Genomic DNA, 16,319 nt, shown 5'->3' on the forward strand with positions numbered 1-16,319 from the left:
TTCCTTACGTCACTTCAAATGAAATCAAAATCCTCTCTTATGCAATTGCCTTCTTTGGCCCCATAAGCCCTGACGGGGAACAGTGACTTGAGTTGTCGGTAGCGCCCCATGATACCTGCCTCCTCCGCTTGGAAGAGTATCAGAAGCGACATTAATTTTCATTCTTTATTCTAAATATATGAATTTATTTTCAAACTATATTAATAATTTTCAAACTTTATTGTTCTTAAACAAAAGGGTTATACTTTTTACGCCAATCCAGAGACCAAAGCCTGTCCGTATTCGAACACAGTTTGTGTTCGTTTTCGGACAGTTTGACAGCGGTGAACCGCGCTATTCTCAAAGATACTGGGCCGCCGCCCAGCCGCTGGACCAGGCCCACTGGAAATTATAGCCGCCCAGCCAACCGGTCACATCCACGCATTCGCCTATGAAATAGAGCCCCGGTTGCTTTTTGGCTTCCATGGTTTTGGAGCTGAGCTCGCTGGTGCTGATGCCGCCACGTGTGACCTCGGCTTTCTTGAAGCCTTCAGTGCCGCTGGGCACCACGTGCCATCGACTGCAGCGGTCACTGATGGCCTGCAACTGTTTGTTCGACAGGCTGCCAAGCGGGCCTGGCCAGTCTAAAGCGATGGCCTCAGCGAGCCGCGACGGTAACTTCTCCGCCAAAAGCGTCTTGAGCGCCGTCTTCGGCCGACTGTCCCGCGCTGCACGCAGCCAGTCAAAGCTATCTCCAAGGTCGGGCAGCAGGTTGATGGTGACAGCCTCACCCGGATGCCAATAGCTGGAAATCTGCAGGATGGCAGGGCCTGACAGGCCCCTGTGAGTAAAAAGAAGGGCTTCGCGAAAGCTCGTCCGCCCGCACGACACGACAGCGTCTGCGGCCACACCTGCGAGCGGCTTCATGAAATCGAGGTCTGCATCCGAAAAGGTGAAAGGCACAAGCGCCGCTTCTGGGGCCTCTACTTCCAGCCCGAACTGCTTGGCAATATCATAGGCGAAACCTGTTGCGCCCATTTTGGGGATGGACAGCCCGCCTGTCGCGACCACAAGGCTTGGAGCCTCAAACTCTCCCGCTGTTGTGGCCACGCGGTACGTTCCGGCATCCAATGAAACTTTCTCAACTTTTGTTCCGGTGAGTATCTTTGCGCCGTTCTGGTGGCATTCATCTGTCAGCACCTTCAGGATACGGCCCGCGCCCTGGTCGCAAAAAAGCTGTCCCAGCGTCTTTTCATGCCAGGTCACACCATGAGTGGCGATCATGCTGATAAAATCCCATTGGGTATACCGGCTGAGCGCCGATTTGGCGAAATGTGGATTGTGACTGATGTAGGCGTTCGGACCCGCATCCTCATTGGTAAAATTACAGCGCCCGCCACCTGAAATCAGAATTTTTGCGCCAAGCGCCTTGTTGTGTTCCAGCAACACAACCCTGCGTTCACGGGACGCAGCCTCACGCGCGCACATCAGGCCCGCGGCACCACCACCAATGATTATGGCATCGAATCCGGTCATTCACGTCCGCCTTTGGGCATAAGAAGCGCTTAAATCCTTAAAATCTCCGCCTTTTTATCGAACGCAGCTATTGATAACAAGAATATTGGCGTTACTATCCGCATACGGGGGAAGGGTGAATTCATTTTTCATCCAAAACAGGCAAAGCCTTTAAGGTTCATTAACTGTGATATGCAATGAATCGGATTGGTTTAGCTTAAATTTTCATAGTCGGGTTCTCTGATTTGTAGAGGGGCAGTTTAAAAATGGCCGCGCAAGATTCCAGCAACGTGCTTCAAAGCCTTACCCAAGGCAAAGTTTTCAGCATTCGCAACCTTCTGTTGTTTGTGACCGCTATATTGATGGCGATGATCATCTGGCTGACGGTTGGGCGGATTTTTGATGCCTCGGACAACAGCGCTCGCGCAAAAAACGCGATGGAAGTGAACCAGTTGATCGACAGCATATCGACACTGAAGCTTGCCCTTGCGGATGAACGCAGCCTTGCAAATACGGCCTATGGCTTCAGAACCGAAGCCGATGACTTCTTCCCGACTCAGATTGCTGAACAACGTAAAGATATCGACAGTGCGTTCAGCGAAATCCAGACACGCCTGCCGGATGTTCCTGAATTTGACAACCCATCAGGCAACGAGACGATCTTCGCCTCCGTCAACCAGCGTTTTGGTGCGGCGAAGACGGCCTTTTTCAAAGCGCATGAAAGCTACATGGCAATGCGTCCTCAGCTGGATGCGGATTTGGACAGGATTTCCTCTGACCGAGAACTTCGGGGGCGCGATGTCACCAATGCCATCAACGATGTTATTGAGACGGCAGCCGATCTGCGCGCGATCCTTGAAAATAACTATGACTTTGGCGACGACCGGATTTCGAAAGTTATTCAGCTGAAGCATAATCTCTGGTCGATGATCGAGTATGCCACCCGCGAATCCGCAGCCCTTGGCGGCAGCATCGTCTCCGGCTCCCAAATCCGCGCAGCCATGCAAACACTGAATGCCCAATATGTGGGCCAGGGCAAGGAAGCATGGGAGCAGGTTCAAGGCATCGTTAACAGCCTTGCCGTCGCCGAAGAAGGCACCAAGGAAGCTGAAATCGAAGCGATGCTGAAAAAGATCGAGGATGTCTTCTTTGCAGAGTTTGAGGAAACACGTTTCGCTATCTATGACGCATCAGACGCAGCAGAAATGGACCTTGAAGGCAACGTAATCGCTGATTACGGTATTTCACCAAGCGATTGGATCAACCTGGCCCAAGACGCCATTGGCCCTGTAAGCGCCATGAGCCAATATGCCAGTGATCTGTCCCGGAGCCTGAATGAAGACGCAGTTTCCACCGCCACAGGTAACATGACGCTTTCCTGGATCGTACTTGCCATCGTTGCCGGTATCGGCGCACTGGCCTTCTGGGTTGTGATGTTCCGCGTAGTTCGCCCTGTAAACGCCCTTTCCGACACCATGATGGTGCTGGCCCAAGGCAAGCTTGAAGTTGAAGTGCCGAGCGCAGATGCGCAGGACGAAGTTGGCGACATGGCCCGCTCGGTACAGATCTTTAAGGAAAACGCCATTGAGCGTCAGCGCCTTGAAATTGAACAGCGGGAACGCGAAGAGCAAGAGCGTGCCCGGGCTGAAGAAGAAGAGCGCCGCAAGCGCGAGGAAGAAGAAGCCAATCGCAAACGCGAGCAGGAACGCGAAGAAAATGCCCGTAAGGAACGCCGCCAGGCCATGCTTGACCTGGCGGACAAGTTCGAAGCGTCTGTTATGGCCGTGGTGCAAGGTGTGTCCAACTCGGCAACTGAGATGGAAAATGCAGCACGCGGCATGGCTGAAACCGCTGATGATACTTCTAAGAAATCTGAAGTCGTATCCAACGCCGCCCAACAGGCAAGCTCCAACGCCCAGATGGTGGCCAGTGCGGCAGAAGAACTGTCAGCGTCGGTTCGTGAAATCACCGGCCAGACCAACCAGTCATCCGCTGCAGCGCGCGATGCGGTGTCTCGCACGGAAAACGCTGGCAAGGATGTCGCCGAGCTGGTGGATGCCGCACAGAAGATTGGCGACGTTGTGAAGCTGATTAACGACATCGCCGAACAGACCAACCTTCTGGCACTCAACGCGACGATCGAGGCGGCCCGTGCCGGCGATGCAGGCAAAGGCTTCGCGGTTGTGGCAAGCGAAGTGAAATCGCTTGCCAACCAGACCGCCAAAGCAACCCAGGAGATCAGCGAGCAAGTGGAAGGCATGCAACAGGCCACCAACCTTGCCGTGCGGGCAATGGACGAGATCAAAGGCATCATTGGCGAGATCGAGACCACATCCGTTTCCATCGCCAGCGCTGTGGAACAGCAAGACGCCTCCACGCAGGAAATCGCCCGCAACGTGGGCGAGGTGTCTACCGGTACCGAAGAAGTGACCTCAAACATTCATGCCGTGAATCAGGGCGCTACATCCACAGGCAGCGCCGCAACAGAGGTGCTTTCAGCGGCCCAGTTGCTGACGCAGCAGTCCGACGAGCTGCGCGGCCAGGTGGAATCTTTCCTGGCAACCATTCGCGCCGAATAAGAATTGGCTGCGGTCGGCACGTCGGCCGCGCCCAAGTGATCCTATTCAAAGAGCTCCTTCGGGAGCTCTTTTCTTTTTGGCTGCAGCCTGCCCCTCGTCATAGGCAGTCGGACAAGACTTTTTAGCATAGGCGGGGCCCAGCTGGCTCCCTCAGGCTCAAGACAGTGTTATATGGCCCACAAGCGCAGATAGTGGCCCTCGAAAGACCCATACAACATAGGGAACAAAGACGTGCGGCAACCGGGCTGAGAAAGGCATAGTGTGTAACATATATAGTGAGGAACACATGAGCCTCTACCCATGAGCCGATTTTCAATAGCCAACAAAAAAGGGGCCCAAAGGCCCCTTGTCTGCTCGATATACTCAAGCGCTTATTGCAAACGCCATGCAATCGGAATGGTGAATGTCAGGTTTCCATCCGGCAGGCTGTCTGGCGGCGCGGGCAGAGGGTCCATCTTTTCCATCATCTTTGGAATCACGTTATCAAGCTGGCTCTCGCCAGTTGGCTCCAGCACCTCAAAACCTGTGATCTTACCGCTGCGGTCAATCGTCACGCTGACCTTCGCGCGACCTTCAATTTCCCGTGCGATGGCAGAACGTGGATAGATGTGGGACTTCACGATCTTCTTGACAATCTCCCGTTGCCAGTCCTGAAGCTCATCCGCATATGCAGGCGTTGCCATTGCCATAAAGGCCCCCGCACACAAAAGCGCAAGAATCATCTTCACATGCTTTTCCACGCCCCCAACAAGCACCCCAAATACCATCCCGATCCTCCTTCAACTCTGTTGCTTTCTCCTACCATAAGCGAAAGCAGGTAAAAACAAAGATAAGATTTATGGTTAATAACGCGTTAAGGTTAAGACTTCAATCTTAGCGTTTCTGCGAGTTGGATCGCGCGGCACATAAAGAGTCTCAGCATAAGAATTCCTGGAACCGATTAGTTGCGTGTAGAGGTGAAATAAAGCTACGGATTTCCCCTTGCCTTTATGTTTCATATGGCTATAGTGCGCCCGCACACCCCATCTTATGGGGTGCTTTCTCTTCCAGCCTGCCTGGAAAACGGAGTCGTGGCCGAGCGGTTTAAGGCGCACGCCTGGAAAGCGTGTTGGGTGGCAACGCCCTCGAGGGTTCGAATCCCTCCGACTCCGCCATTATCTTTAATACCATATAGAAGATGTTACCGAAGCAGAACAACTGTCTCGAAGCTCGCTAGCGCCCTGCGCCAACCGCTCTCAGCCATCTGGCAACTCTGGCCGCGAGGCATAGGCACAAAAAAGGGCGCCAACAGCGCCCCTCTTAGTCCCTCAAGGACGATCAGTTGGTATAATAGGCGCTCTTGCCACCATAGTAATAGCCTTGGTCACCATAGCCATACCCGCGATGGCGTTTGATATTGACCTGGGTCAGCACTGCACCAGCAAGAGGAATCTGTGTTTGTGCCAGCTGTTTTACGGCAGTTTTTACAATACCCTTCGGCGTGTTTTCCCACTGGATCACAAACATCACGCTCTCGGCATGGCGAGCAATGATCATGGCATCCGCAACAGCCATGATTGGAGGGGTGTCCAGCAGTACCAGGTCATAGCGCTTACGTGCCTCTGACAGGAAGTGGCGGAACTCTGCGGACGTAAAGCGCTCCTGTGGGTCATCAACGCGCTCCGCCCAAAGAAGGTGAATCCCCGTTACATCGTCCTTGAAAATATCCTTGCCCGATTCCTGCGCCGTACCGGTCAGAATGTCGTTCACGCTCAAGTGTTTGTCCTTGGAAACACCCATCCGCTCACGGAATACAGGTCGGCGCAAATCGCCTTCTACCACAAGCACCTTCAGACCGGTTCGGCCCAAAATCTGCGCGAGACAGAGTGTCGCTGTCGTCTTGCCCTCTCCAGGTACAGACGATGTCACCGCCAGCACTTTTGGCGTGCTACCATCCTGCCCGCTGAACATCAGGGAGGCATGCACATTCCGGTGAGCTTCAGCAAACGAGGAATTCGGCTTCTGGGCGATATATTCTTCTGGCTTCATGTCCTTTAGAGCAGATTTATCCACCAGCGGAATCATGCCTAGAGCCCTGAGCTGAAGGTCCTGACGGAGCTGATCAAAGCTGCGATAACCGTTATCAAGGGCCTCAAGAAGGAAGGCCAGACCTACCCCTAGCGCTAGCCCCACAAAAGCGACAAGTGCCAGAATCATCTTCTTCTTGGGGAAAGACGGGTCGATAGGCGTGTCTGCCTTTGCGATGATACGGGCATCAGCCTGCTGCATGCCGTCCTGACTAGACGTTTCCTTGAAGCGTGTCAGGAATGTTTGGAGCAGAAGACGGTTGGCTTCCGCTTCGCGATCCAACTCACGCATCTGTACCTGCGCCCGACTAACCTGAAAGCTCTCCGCCTTCAGATTGTCCAGGTTCTGCTGCAGTGTCTGCACGCGGATGGCCGCCACTTCGGCTTCACCCCGTATGCCCGCCACGATCTTATCTATTTCATAGGAAATTTTTGAGCTGATGTCGGCGAGCTCAGCTTCAACATTCAACATCCTGGGGTGCTTTGGACCGTAGCGGGTGGCAAGTTCCGCCCGCTCCCGCTGAACTTCCGACTCCTGCTCCTTTAGTCGCTGGATAAGCGGGGACTGCAGTACTTCAATCAGGCCAGATTCCTCAATCTTACCATCGGCAACATTTTGCTCGATCTGGCGCTGGCGCGCCTCAATGCGGGCCAATTCGGTCTTTGCTGTTACCAATTGCGTATTGATTTGTGCCAACTGTTGTTCGTTCACCAAACCAGCAGACTGAGTCTGAACCAACTGGTGGCGCTCACGAAAACGCTGGGCTTCCTGTTCAGATTGGCGAACCTTGTCGCGCAGTTGTGCAACCCGTTCATTCAGCCATTCGTTGGCACGCTGAGTTGCTTCAAACTTCACTTCCAACTGATCAGTGAGGTAGAGGTCAGACAAGCGGTTAACGATCTGTGCTGCTTTTTTGGCGTTCCCGGATTCAAACGAAATATTGAGGGTGTAGGAACGAGGCGGGTTGGAAACAGAAAGACGCGCTGAAACAACATCAATGACTTTGGCCCTTGTCGCTTCCGCGATTTCCTCTTCCGTCCGGCTGTCAGGTTTACTTCCCAAAATGGCAGCCTTCCAGCTGTCCGACATATAGCTGAGCGGGTTGAGGTACGACAGCAGTGAACGGTCCGTCTTCAGGTCACTGTTGAACTCAGGATCGTTGGTCAGCCGCAAACTATCCACCAGTTTGCCGACAAGCCGTCTGGACTTCAGAACATCAATCTCTGTCTTGATTGCCGCCTGATCAGTGCCCAGCCCGGACATCACTGCCTCAAGATCAACGACACTGTTCTGTCGGCTTTCAATCGCCAACATGGCATTTGCAGTATAGCGTGGCGTCAACTGGAACACGACAATCGTAGCCAGCACAACCAGGAAAACGGCAGTGTTCAAAATCACCCATTTTCGGCGCCATAAGACCAGAGCCAACGCGCGGATATCGATCTCCTCGTCCTGCTGGCCATGTGGCGCACTTCCCGGCGCGTTAACTTCGTGCTGCTTCACATACTGATTGTCATACATTGTCTGTAACCTGCTGGAACGGCTAACTTAGAAGAAGCGTTCGGGAACTGTGATAATATCCCCCGGCAAAACCAGGGTTGCGTCAGTTACTTCGATGTCTTGTTCAATGCCATCGACTTTGCGTGTGATTGTAATCTTCTTTTTGGCTGCGCGGTAGGTGAAGCCTGAAGCAAGAGCCACGGCATTCAAAATTGTCATACCATTCACAAACGGATAGCTTCCCGGCTTTTTCACTTCGCCAAGAATGTAGAGCGGTCGATAATTCATGACCTCTACGCTGACCCGCGGGTTGATCAGATAACCGTCTGCAAGCTTTTCAGCAATCAGCTGCTCCGCTTTATCGAGGTCCATGCCGCCCACTTTGGTGGCGCCAATAAGCGGCATTGATATAACGCCAGTGCCGTCGAGCTCGAACTCGCCAGACAAATCTTCTTCGCCATAAACGGTGACCCGAATCTGATCACCTGAGCCCAACTGATACCGGACAGTAACATCCAGGCCATCAGCACGCGAAGCGTCCTGGGCTGACGCAGAAAAAGCGAGCCCCACGAGGCTCGCTATAAGAAACATTATTTTCATGACATTACGCATACATAAAAGCCTGATCTGCTACCTACAAAACAAGATGTAATACTAGCAAATCAGCTTAGCAAGCGCTACCACTGTGCCTTCACATTTACCATGAGGGCATGACGGGAATAGTCCTGACCCTGCACGTTCGTGTCACGGTAGCTATAGTCATAGCCGACATTCACGTTCACATTCGGGTTCAACAGATACTTCGCGCCGACACCAAAGTTGATCAGGTCGTCCTCACGAGTGGTAAGTGCGAAGCTCTGCTTGGTGAAGCTTCCTTGTGCATTCAGCAGTACATTCCGGCGAAGTTCGTGTTCAACACGACCGAAGACCAGGGTGGAAATAATACCAGATGCCGGAATGGCAACGCCGTTTTCGTTCTCACCAAAGACTGACGTCTCATCAATGGAACGCTTGATCGAACCGGTAAAGGAAGTCAGTCCGCTCACATTCCAGAGGAGTTCAGCACCAAACTTGAAGCCATCAATCTCACCCATGGTTTCAGAGTCAAACGTGCGCTTCATGTAACCGCCGTAGACCTCGCCACGGGCTTTACCCGTCAGATCGAAGGCCGCCCCACCAACGATTTCCATACCGTCGGAATTACGCTGTGGACCGCCGTCTTCTTTGGAATTGTCGTACTCCACCCGGTCAATGCTACCCCGAATGAAGGCTTCACGGCCATCAGCGAGCTCGTAACCCACACGACCTTCTACGGTTACCCGATCACGGTCACGGTCGTCGTTGTTGAGCGTGCCGCCGCCCTGCAGGGCCACATCGTCAAAATTCTGCTTCACGTAGCGGCCATCAAGGGCAACGGAGAGAATAGAAACATCACGCTTGAAACCGAGCGACGCCCGGAATGTGGATGTCTGTGCAGGCGCCACCTGATTGCCAACCGCATCGGCAGAACCACGGTCTTCATGGCCATCTTGGTACATGATGTCAGCGTGGATGTCCGTACCATGGGAAATATCTTTCCGGCCAGACGCGCCGATGTTGAAGTCTTCCCAGTCTTCACTGCTGTTGTCCGTATAGCGGGCAATATTCGCATCAGCAAACACCTGCAGGAAGTCTGTATTCCAGTCAGATACCAGCGCAAAGGAAGGCTTGATGAGCGCGATGAAATCATCGGTCACGCCACTTTCCTGCGCATAAATGTTCGAATCGTACTTACCTTCGGCTGCAATTGTTGGATAGAAAAGGAAGCTGCCGGAACGAATTCCTGGGGCATCATAATCCGGGCGATACCGCTCGTATACGGACGTCACTTCATCAGCCTCGGCGGCCTCATCCTGTGCAAAAGCAGCCGGTGCCAGCGCCGTTGATGCAAGCAGGCCGGTGGCTACATAAAAGGAAATCTGTTTTTTCATCTAACTTACCCCAGTTGGTAGATCGCCAGCACATCTATGGCCGACTAAAAAATCCACTTAATACGCGGTTTAATATACACATCTAACCTTTTGGTATGGCGAGACAAAGTGTAAAATAGGCCAATCTTAAAATTAATAGATCGACATGTTGCCAATTAGCAACATTCCCACCCAGAAACACTCACGCAAACATGGCTGATTCTAACCTGAAGTAGAAATATGTCGATCAGGCTACACAGAGAAGCAAACTTGATGCTTATTTAATTTAGTGCTAAAATAAATCAGTTCGAAAAACGAGGCGGGGGAGCCTGACGTGACGAGACGAATAGCCTTGATAACCGGCGGCGGCAGCGGCATCGGCCTTGCCATCGCCCATGCGTTTTCCCAGGCTGGCATCACCCCAGTACTGGCAGGACGCAGCAAAGCACGGCTGGAGGACGCTGCAGCCCGAATGGAGGGCACAGCCTTTGTCCCCATGGATGTCACGGATGAAGACAGTGTCGAAAAAGCCTTCAAGCAGCTGAAAACCGCCGGCTATGAGCCTAACATCCTGGTGAACAACGCAGGCTCTGCCGCAACCGCCCCTTTGGAAAAAACTGACACTGGCACCTGGCAGGCCATGCTGGACGTTAACTTAACCGGCGCCTTTCTATGCACTCGCTCCGCCTTGCCCATGATGAAAGAGCAAGGGTTTGGACGAATCATTACCGTCGCAAGCACCGCGGGGCTAAAGGGCTATGCCTACACCGCAGCTTATACTGCCGCAAAACACGGCGTTATCGGCATGACCCGGTCCCTTGCGCTTGAGCTTGCCGGCACGGGCGTCACCGCCAATACAGTATGTCCCGGTTTCACGGATACCGAGATCGTACAAGCCTCTGTCAGGAATATCGTCGAGAAAACCGGCCGCAGCGAAGAAGAAGCCCTGAAGGCACTGACCAAGCATAATCCGGAAAACCGACTGGTGACCCCCGAAGAAGTCGCCGATGCCGTCCTCTGGCTGGTAAGTGACGGCGCGAGTGCCATCAACGGCCAAGCCATTGCCGTTGCCTGCGGGGAGATTATGTAAATGACCAATCGCCCCGCCATTTCACCCAAGGAGCAGGACGCCCTGCGCACCTGGCTGAAGCTTTTGGGCACCAGCAACCTGGTGCGTAAAACTTTGCAGTCTCGCCTGCATGCGGGCTACGGCGTCTCGCTGTCGCGCTTTGATGTGCTCGCTAACCTTTACCGTGCGCCTGAAGGCGGTATTCGCCTCTCCGAACTTTCCAAACAGTTGATGGTCTCGAACGGAAATGTCACCCAGGTGATGACGCCGCTTGTAAAAGAAGGGCTGGTTGAGCGAAATCCCTGCGCGCAGGATGCTCGCGCGGCCACTGCACGGCTAACCGACAAGGGCAAAGCGCTTTTCGAAGACATGGCCACCGACCACGCCAAATGGGTAGGCGAGATTTTTGCCAATCTTTCATCTGACGAACACAAGCAGATCGCAAATCTACTGGACAAGCTGGACCAAACCAAGCTGAGCCAGGACTGAGAGGATCCGACATGAACCCCAATACTTTCAAACCCAAGCATTTCCTTTGGCAATTCGAGAATGGCGTCGGCACCGTAACGCTGAACCGGCCTGAGCGTATGAACCCACTGACGTTCGAAAGCTACGCTGAAATGCGGGACATGTTTCGCGAACTGGTTTATGTGCCGGAAGTGAAAGCTATTATCGTCACTGGCGCCGAAGGCAATTTCTCCTCTGGTGGTGATGTGCATGAAATCATCGGCCCGCTTGTGGAAATGGACATGCCGGGGCTCCTCAAATTCACCCGTATGACTGGCGATCTTGTGAAAGCCATGCGCGGTTGTCCGCAGCCAATCATCGCGGCGGTGGACGGCATCTGCGTTGGGGCTGGTGCCATCATGTCGATGGCGTCTGACCTTCGCATCGCCACCAAGGAAGCAAAAACAGCCTTCCTGTTTAACCGGGTAGGCCTTGCGGGGTGCGACATGGGGGCTTGTGCGATCCTGCCGCGCATCATCGGCCAGGGCCGGGCGTCGGAACTTCTGTTCACCGGCCGCACCATGAGCGCCGAAGAAGGCGAGCGTTGGGGCTTTTTCAACAAACTGAGCACCCGGGCGGACCTGATGAAGGACGCGCAGGACATGGCAAACAGACTTGCGGGCGGCCCAACCTTTGCGAACGGCATGACAAAGAACCAGCTGAACATGGAATGGGACATGAGCCTGGACACCGCGATTGAAGCCGAAGCCCAGGCGCAGGCCATCTGCATGCAAACCAAAGACTTCGAGCGCGCCTACCACGCGTTCGTGGCCAAACAGAAACCGGTATTCGAGGGCGACTGATGACAGATTCGACATCTGATCGCACATTCCTTTCCTGGCCGTTTTTTGACGACCATCACCGTACGCTTGCAGATAGGCTTGATGCCTGGGCCGCGGCCACCCTCCCCGACATTGTCGATGCACCAGGCGCGCACGAAGACGTAGACACCACCTGCCGCGCTCTGGTGAAAGCGCTTGGGGACGGGGGCTGGCTTCGCTATGCGGTGCCAAAGGCTTACGGCGGCATGTTCGACACGCTTGATGTGCGATCCCTGTGCATCATTCGCGAGACGCTGGCCCGCCATTCTGGCCTTGCGGACTTCGCCTTTGCCATGCAGGGCTTGGGTTCTGGCGCCATCACGCTGGCGGGCTCTGACGCCATCAAATCGGCGTACCTTCCAGCCGTGGCGGCGGGTGAAAAAATTGCGGCCTTCGCGCTGACGGAACCGGAAGCGGGCTCGGATGTGGCGTCTATCGCCAGCACGCTTAAGGATGCGGGCGGTGAGCTCAGCCTGTCGGGCGAGAAAACATACATCTCGAACGGCGGTATCGCCGACTTTTACTGTGTATTCGCACGAACGGGCGAGGCACCGGGTGCGCGTGGCCTGTCTGCAGTGGTGATAGACGCCGACACGCCTGGCCTTGAAATCGCTGAGCGAATCGAGGTGATCGCACCGCACCCGTTGGCGAAGCTTTTCTTCCAAGGCTGTCATGTGCCGAAGGAAAACCTGTTGGGCGCACGCGGTGCGGGCTTCAAGCTGGCGATGGCGACACTGGATATTTTCCGCTCTACCGTCGGCGCCGCCGCGCTTGGCTTTGCAAGACGTGCCCTTGAGGAAGCGCTCAAGCGCACCCGCGAGCGCGAGCTTTTCGGTGCCCCGCTTGCTGACCTGCCTATCACACAAGAACGCTTGGCCGAGATGGCGCTAGATATCGACGCAAGCGCGCTCCTTATATATAGAGCCGCCTGGACCAAAGATAGCGGCGCGCCCCGTGTAACGCGCGAAGCGGCCATGGCCAAGTTGTACGCCACGGACCAGGCGCAGCTTGTGATCGACAAGGCGGTGCAGATGTTCGGCGGCATGGGCGTGACAAAAGGCGTGAAAGTAGAAGAGCTTTACCGGGAAATAAGGGCGCTCAGGATCTATGAAGGCGCATCCGAAGTTCAGAAACTGGTGATCGCCCGGCAACTGCTGTCACAGTAAAAAATTCACACTATTGGGACTGGGGAGGCCCAAAATGATGTTTGATAGTGCCCATAGTGACCATTTTACCCGGGACAACCTGCCCAAAGAGGCAGACTGGCCGGAGCTGGCGTTTGACCTGCCGGATCTCAAGTACCCCGAACGGCTGAACGCGGCCGAGGCGCTTCTGGCAGGCGGCGCGCCTGATGCCCCGGCTGTGCTGTGGTCGGGTGGTGCCTGGACATACGCCGACCTGCGATTGACCGCCAGCCGCATCGCCAATGCGCTGACACACGACCTTGGCCTGGTACCCGGAAACCGGGTGCTCTTGCGCGGGCGCAACACACCGATGATGATCGCCGCCTGGTACGGCGTGCTCCTGGCGGGTGGTGTCGCGGTTTCCACCATGCCGCTCCTGCGCGCGCCCGAGCTTGTCACCATCTGCGACATGGCGCGCATCACCTTAGCGCTCAGCGAAAACGGCCTGATGGACGAGATGAAGGCCGCACAGAAAAGCACCCAAACGCCCCTGCGCACTGTTGGCTTCGGCGAGGAAAGCGCGGAGCTTGAGGCCCTGATGGCCCACGCCAGCGACCAGTTCACCGCAGTGGACACCGCGCAGGATGATGTGGCGCTTCTGGCCTTCACCTCCGGCACCACCGGCAAGCCCAAGGCCTGCATGCATTTCCACCGGGATGTGCTGGCCATGGCGGACGCCTATGCCCGGCATATCCTGTCGCCCACATCGGACGATGTTTTCTGCGGCTCGCCGCCGATCGCCTTCACCTTCGGGCTGGGCGGGCTGGTGGTATTCCCGGCGCGCTTCGGCGCGGCTGTGGCCCTGCCGGATGCGCCCACGCCAACAGCCATGCTGGACTGCGTCGAGAGGCACAAGGTGACCATGATGTTCACCGCCCCCACGGCATACCGCGCCATGCTTGGCGAACTTGAGAAGTTCGACATCTCCAGCCTGCGAGCGTGCGTTTCCGCCGGGGAAAGCCTGCCAAAGGCCACGTGGGATGACTGGTTCAAGGCCACAGGCCTCAAGCTGATGGACGGCATTGGCGCCACGGAAATGATCCATATTTTCATCTCCGCCCGCGAGGAAGACATCCGGCCCGGATGCACCGGCAAGGTGGTGCCCGGCTATCAGGCCTGCGTTCTGGACGAGAGCGGCAATATCCTGGCCCCACCCGCAGAAGGGCGGCTGGCTGTGAAGGGGCCGACCGGCTGCCGCTATATGGCGGATGACCGGCAGAAGACCTATGTACAGAACGGCTGGAACGTCACGGGCGACACTTATGCCCAAAGTGAGGACGGCTATTTCACCTTCATCGCGCGGTCTGACGATATGATCATCTCATCCGGCTACAATATCGGCGGGCCGGAAGTTGAGGCGGCGCTGCTGCTGCACGAAGCGGTGGCGGAATGCGCGGTGATCGGCGTGCCGGACGCGGACAGGGGCCAGATCGTGAAGGCCTTCGTCGTGCTGGCGGAAGGCACGCAAGCGTCAGGCGAGCTGGTGAAGGAACTTCAGGCGCATGTGAAAAACACCATCGCGCCTTATAAATACCCACGCGCTGTCGAGTTCATCGATGAGCTTCCCAAAACACAGACCGGCAAGGTCCAGCGGTTCAAGTTGCGCCAGGGATAGTTGGCTCCAGATACCGGCCTGCGCCGGTAGGACGAAAAACTGACCCGTCGTCCCGGCGAAGGCCGGGACCTTTGTTATCATAGCGCACGAGTAAAACCTTTTTGACCCCGTCTCCCGCCTGATAGGCCTGGCACACAATGCGCAGTTGGGGGAATGCTGCGCTGACCTACTATGTTTATATCCTGACCAACAGGCCGCACGGCACACTATATATCGGCGTTACCAACAATAATGCACGGCGGATAACAGAACACCGCGACGGTAAGGGATCACGCTTTGCCCACAAATATAACCTGCGTCGGCTGGTGTATGTTGAACCGTACGATACGGTGGAGGAGGCAATTGCCCGCGAAAAGGCCATGAAAGAATGGCAACGGGCCTGGAAGGTCAGGTTGATCGAAGAGCATAATCCCGAGTGGGACGACCTTTATGGGCGACTTAACTGGTGAGGCTCTTTCTGATAGAGATACCGGCCTGCGCCGGTATGACGCGAGGGGCCGGAATGACGATTGATGTTCAGTTGTCATCCCGGACAAGCGAAGCGTGATCCGGGATCTTTGTCAGAATAGAGTCCTTACCTGAAACAGATACCGGTTTTCACCGACATAGGAATACCGGCTTGCGCCGGTATAAACGAAAAAGGCCGGGGAAAACCCGGCCTTCCTGAGAATTCTGAAATGTCACGCCCGCCCTAGGTTGGGCTGCCCGCCTGCTGTGGGTTTGGCTCGATAATGATCGGCACAACAGTGTTGCGCGGGATGCGGGGGCGTGGTGGGGCACTAACCCGGTTCCGCGTGGTGTGGCGTACGGTCGGCGTTGTCGTCGTGGTGCCGCCAAACTGTTGGTTGTTCCCTGGCCTATTGCTATCTAATGCTTTCTTCCCGCCAGCTGGCGCATTTGTATAGACTGTATTCCGGAAACTCCTGTTGCTGGACGAATTGACGGCTCTCACGATTGAATTCATGGCCGCAAGCGTTGCCGGGTTGCCGGACATAACTTCTGTACCATTCTGAGTAGACCTCACAGTGGCCCCAGAATCGTCCCACATCCTTGACACTGCAGCACCCGCTGCTAAAGCCACTGCATTGGTAACCGTGCTGTCCGCCGCAGTCACTGCCGGATCGCCTGCGATCATAATCGCTGCATTCACCAAGGCTGCGGCATTGTTCGGGTCAGTACCTGCGAGTTGGGCACCCATATTGGCAACGGCTTTGGCAACCTTGGCAACCATTGCGCCTTTGCCCTGGGCAATCTTGATTTGGATCAGCTGCTGGATGCCCGCGGTATTACCAGCCTGGGCGAGCGCAACCAGTTGCGCCTGCAGGGTTCGTTCTTCGGCTAATGCCGTCGTGTCGGACTGCGCTTCAGCCTTGTTCATCACGCTTGTCGGCGCAACAATTGGCGCCCCCATCACCAGCCCTACGGCTACTACCATCATTGCAAAACGCATGATCCCACTCCAATAAATTCCTAGTCGTAACCGACTTATTCAGAAACTCTATCTCACTATTCTTAAACAAATACAAATATCAGA

The 16,319-nt window shown here is 55.2% G+C and carries 13 protein-coding genes and 1 tRNA gene; 8 read left to right on the forward strand and 6 right to left on the reverse strand.

Annotated features, from left to right (window positions below; genetic code table 11):
* Positions 1-339: 339 nt before the first annotated feature.
* Entirely contained in the window at positions 340-1,515 is a 1,176-nt protein-coding gene (locus tag ACFO5Q_RS11740; protein WP_068148734.1) for a BaiN/RdsA family NAD(P)/FAD-dependent oxidoreductase, read from the reverse strand.
* 245 nt (positions 1,516-1,760) lie between these two features.
* Here ACFO5Q_RS11740 and ACFO5Q_RS11745 point away from each other — a divergent pair, with 245 nt between their 5' ends.
* On the forward strand, positions 1,761-4,073 hold the full coding sequence (locus ACFO5Q_RS11745) for a methyl-accepting chemotaxis protein (protein ID WP_068148738.1): 2,313 nt from the start codon (positions 1,761-1,763) through the stop codon (positions 4,071-4,073).
* 371 nt (positions 4,074-4,444) lie between these two features.
* Here ACFO5Q_RS11745 and ACFO5Q_RS11750 read toward each other — a convergent pair whose 3' ends face one another.
* Positions 4,445-4,840, reverse strand: a complete 396-nt coding sequence (locus ACFO5Q_RS11750) for an energy transducer TonB family protein (RefSeq protein WP_068148741.1) — start codon at positions 4,838-4,840, stop codon at positions 4,445-4,447.
* Between the two features lie 297 nt (positions 4,841-5,137).
* On the opposite strand from ACFO5Q_RS11750, the gene ACFO5Q_RS11755 reads away from it, so the two are divergent.
* A tRNA-Ser gene (locus ACFO5Q_RS11755) sits at positions 5,138-5,227 on the forward strand.
* A 163-nt stretch (positions 5,228-5,390) separates the two neighbouring features.
* On the opposite strand, the gene ACFO5Q_RS11760 is transcribed toward ACFO5Q_RS11755, so the two are convergent.
* The 3 genes from ACFO5Q_RS11760 to ACFO5Q_RS11770 all read right to left on the reverse strand — a co-directional run bounded on the left by ACFO5Q_RS11760 (position 5,391) and on the right by ACFO5Q_RS11770 (position 9,610).
* On the reverse strand, positions 5,391-7,661 hold the full coding sequence (locus ACFO5Q_RS11760) for a GumC family protein (RefSeq protein ID WP_068148744.1): 2,271 nt from the start codon (positions 7,659-7,661) through the stop codon (positions 5,391-5,393).
* Between the two features lie 27 nt (positions 7,662-7,688).
* Complete coding sequence (locus tag ACFO5Q_RS11765; protein ID WP_231727268.1) at positions 7,689-8,240, reverse strand: polysaccharide biosynthesis/export family protein; 552 nt, start codon at positions 8,238-8,240, stop codon at positions 7,689-7,691.
* A gap of 77 nt (positions 8,241-8,317) precedes the next feature.
* Positions 8,318-9,610, reverse strand: coding sequence for an outer membrane beta-barrel protein (locus ACFO5Q_RS11770; RefSeq protein WP_068148750.1), 1,293 nt, complete (start codon positions 9,608-9,610; stop codon positions 8,318-8,320).
* Positions 9,611-9,923: 313 nt separating this feature from the next.
* On the opposite strand from ACFO5Q_RS11770, the gene ACFO5Q_RS11775 reads away from it, so the two are divergent.
* From ACFO5Q_RS11775 to ACFO5Q_RS11800, 6 genes are all read left to right on the forward strand, one after another.
* On the forward strand, positions 9,924-10,679 hold the full coding sequence (locus ACFO5Q_RS11775; RefSeq protein ID WP_068148753.1) for an SDR family NAD(P)-dependent oxidoreductase: 756 nt from the start codon (positions 9,924-9,926) through the stop codon (positions 10,677-10,679).
* Positions 10,680-11,147, forward strand: coding sequence for a MarR family winged helix-turn-helix transcriptional regulator (locus ACFO5Q_RS11780; protein WP_068148756.1), 468 nt, complete (start codon positions 10,680-10,682; stop codon positions 11,145-11,147).
* Between the two features lie 11 nt (positions 11,148-11,158).
* Positions 11,159-11,968, forward strand: a complete 810-nt coding sequence (locus ACFO5Q_RS11785; protein ID WP_068148759.1) for an enoyl-CoA hydratase family protein — start codon at positions 11,159-11,161, stop codon at positions 11,966-11,968.
* Positions 11,968-13,152: an acyl-CoA dehydrogenase family protein gene (locus ACFO5Q_RS11790; protein ID WP_068148761.1), complete on the forward strand. Its 1,185-nt coding sequence runs from the start codon at positions 11,968-11,970 to the stop codon at positions 13,150-13,152. The genes ACFO5Q_RS11785 and ACFO5Q_RS11790 overlap by 1 nt, the downstream gene beginning before the upstream one ends.
* Positions 13,153-13,186: 34 nt before the next feature.
* Complete coding sequence (locus ACFO5Q_RS11795) at positions 13,187-14,785, forward strand: AMP-binding protein (RefSeq protein WP_231727269.1); 1,599 nt, start codon at positions 13,187-13,189, stop codon at positions 14,783-14,785.
* Between the two features lie 137 nt (positions 14,786-14,922).
* Positions 14,923-15,234, forward strand: a complete 312-nt coding sequence (locus ACFO5Q_RS11800) for a GIY-YIG nuclease family protein (protein ID WP_068148764.1) — start codon at positions 14,923-14,925, stop codon at positions 15,232-15,234.
* A gap of 242 nt (positions 15,235-15,476) precedes the next feature.
* Here ACFO5Q_RS11800 and ACFO5Q_RS11805 read toward each other — a convergent pair whose 3' ends face one another.
* A complete protein-coding gene (locus ACFO5Q_RS11805; RefSeq protein ID WP_068148766.1) occupies positions 15,477-16,235 on the reverse strand; it encodes a hypothetical protein in 759 nt (252 codons plus the stop codon).
* Positions 16,236-16,319: the final 84 nt, after the last annotated feature.

This window comes from Kordiimonas lipolytica (assembly GCF_042651265.1).
GTDB classification, from domain to species: domain Bacteria; phylum Pseudomonadota; class Alphaproteobacteria; order Sphingomonadales; family Kordiimonadaceae; genus Kordiimonas; species Kordiimonas lipolytica.

Excerpts from the sequence above, each read along its gene's own strand:
- ACFO5Q_RS11740 (WP_068148734.1), bottom strand. The coding sequence starts at position 1,515 with ATGACCGGATTCGATGCCATAATCATTGGTGGTGGTGCCGCGGGCCTG.
- ACFO5Q_RS11745 (WP_068148738.1), top strand. The coding sequence starts at position 1,761 with ATGGCCGCGCAAGATTCCAGCAACGTGCTTCAAAGCCTTACCCAAGGC.
- ACFO5Q_RS11750 (WP_068148741.1), bottom strand. The coding sequence starts at position 4,840 with ATGGTATTTGGGGTGCTTGTTGGGGGCGTGGAAAAGCATGTGAAGATG.
- ACFO5Q_RS11760 (WP_068148744.1), bottom strand. The coding sequence starts at position 7,661 with ATGTATGACAATCAGTATGTGAAGCAGCACGAAGTTAACGCGCCGGGA.
- ACFO5Q_RS11765 (WP_231727268.1), bottom strand. The coding sequence starts at position 8,240 with ATGAAAATAATGTTTCTTATAGCGAGCCTCGTGGGGCTCGCTTTTTCT.
- ACFO5Q_RS11770 (WP_068148750.1), bottom strand. The coding sequence starts at position 9,610 with ATGAAAAAACAGATTTCCTTTTATGTAGCCACCGGCCTGCTTGCATCA.
- ACFO5Q_RS11780 (WP_068148756.1), top strand. The coding sequence starts at position 10,680 with ATGACCAATCGCCCCGCCATTTCACCCAAGGAGCAGGACGCCCTGCGC.
- ACFO5Q_RS11785 (WP_068148759.1), top strand. The coding sequence starts at position 11,159 with ATGAACCCCAATACTTTCAAACCCAAGCATTTCCTTTGGCAATTCGAG.
- ACFO5Q_RS11790 (WP_068148761.1), top strand. The coding sequence starts at position 11,968 with ATGACAGATTCGACATCTGATCGCACATTCCTTTCCTGGCCGTTTTTT.
- ACFO5Q_RS11795 (WP_231727269.1), top strand. The coding sequence starts at position 13,187 with ATGATGTTTGATAGTGCCCATAGTGACCATTTTACCCGGGACAACCTG.
- ACFO5Q_RS11800 (WP_068148764.1), top strand. The coding sequence starts at position 14,923 with ATGCGCAGTTGGGGGAATGCTGCGCTGACCTACTATGTTTATATCCTG.
- ACFO5Q_RS11805 (WP_068148766.1), bottom strand. The coding sequence starts at position 16,235 with ATGCGTTTTGCAATGATGGTAGTAGCCGTAGGGCTGGTGATGGGGGCG.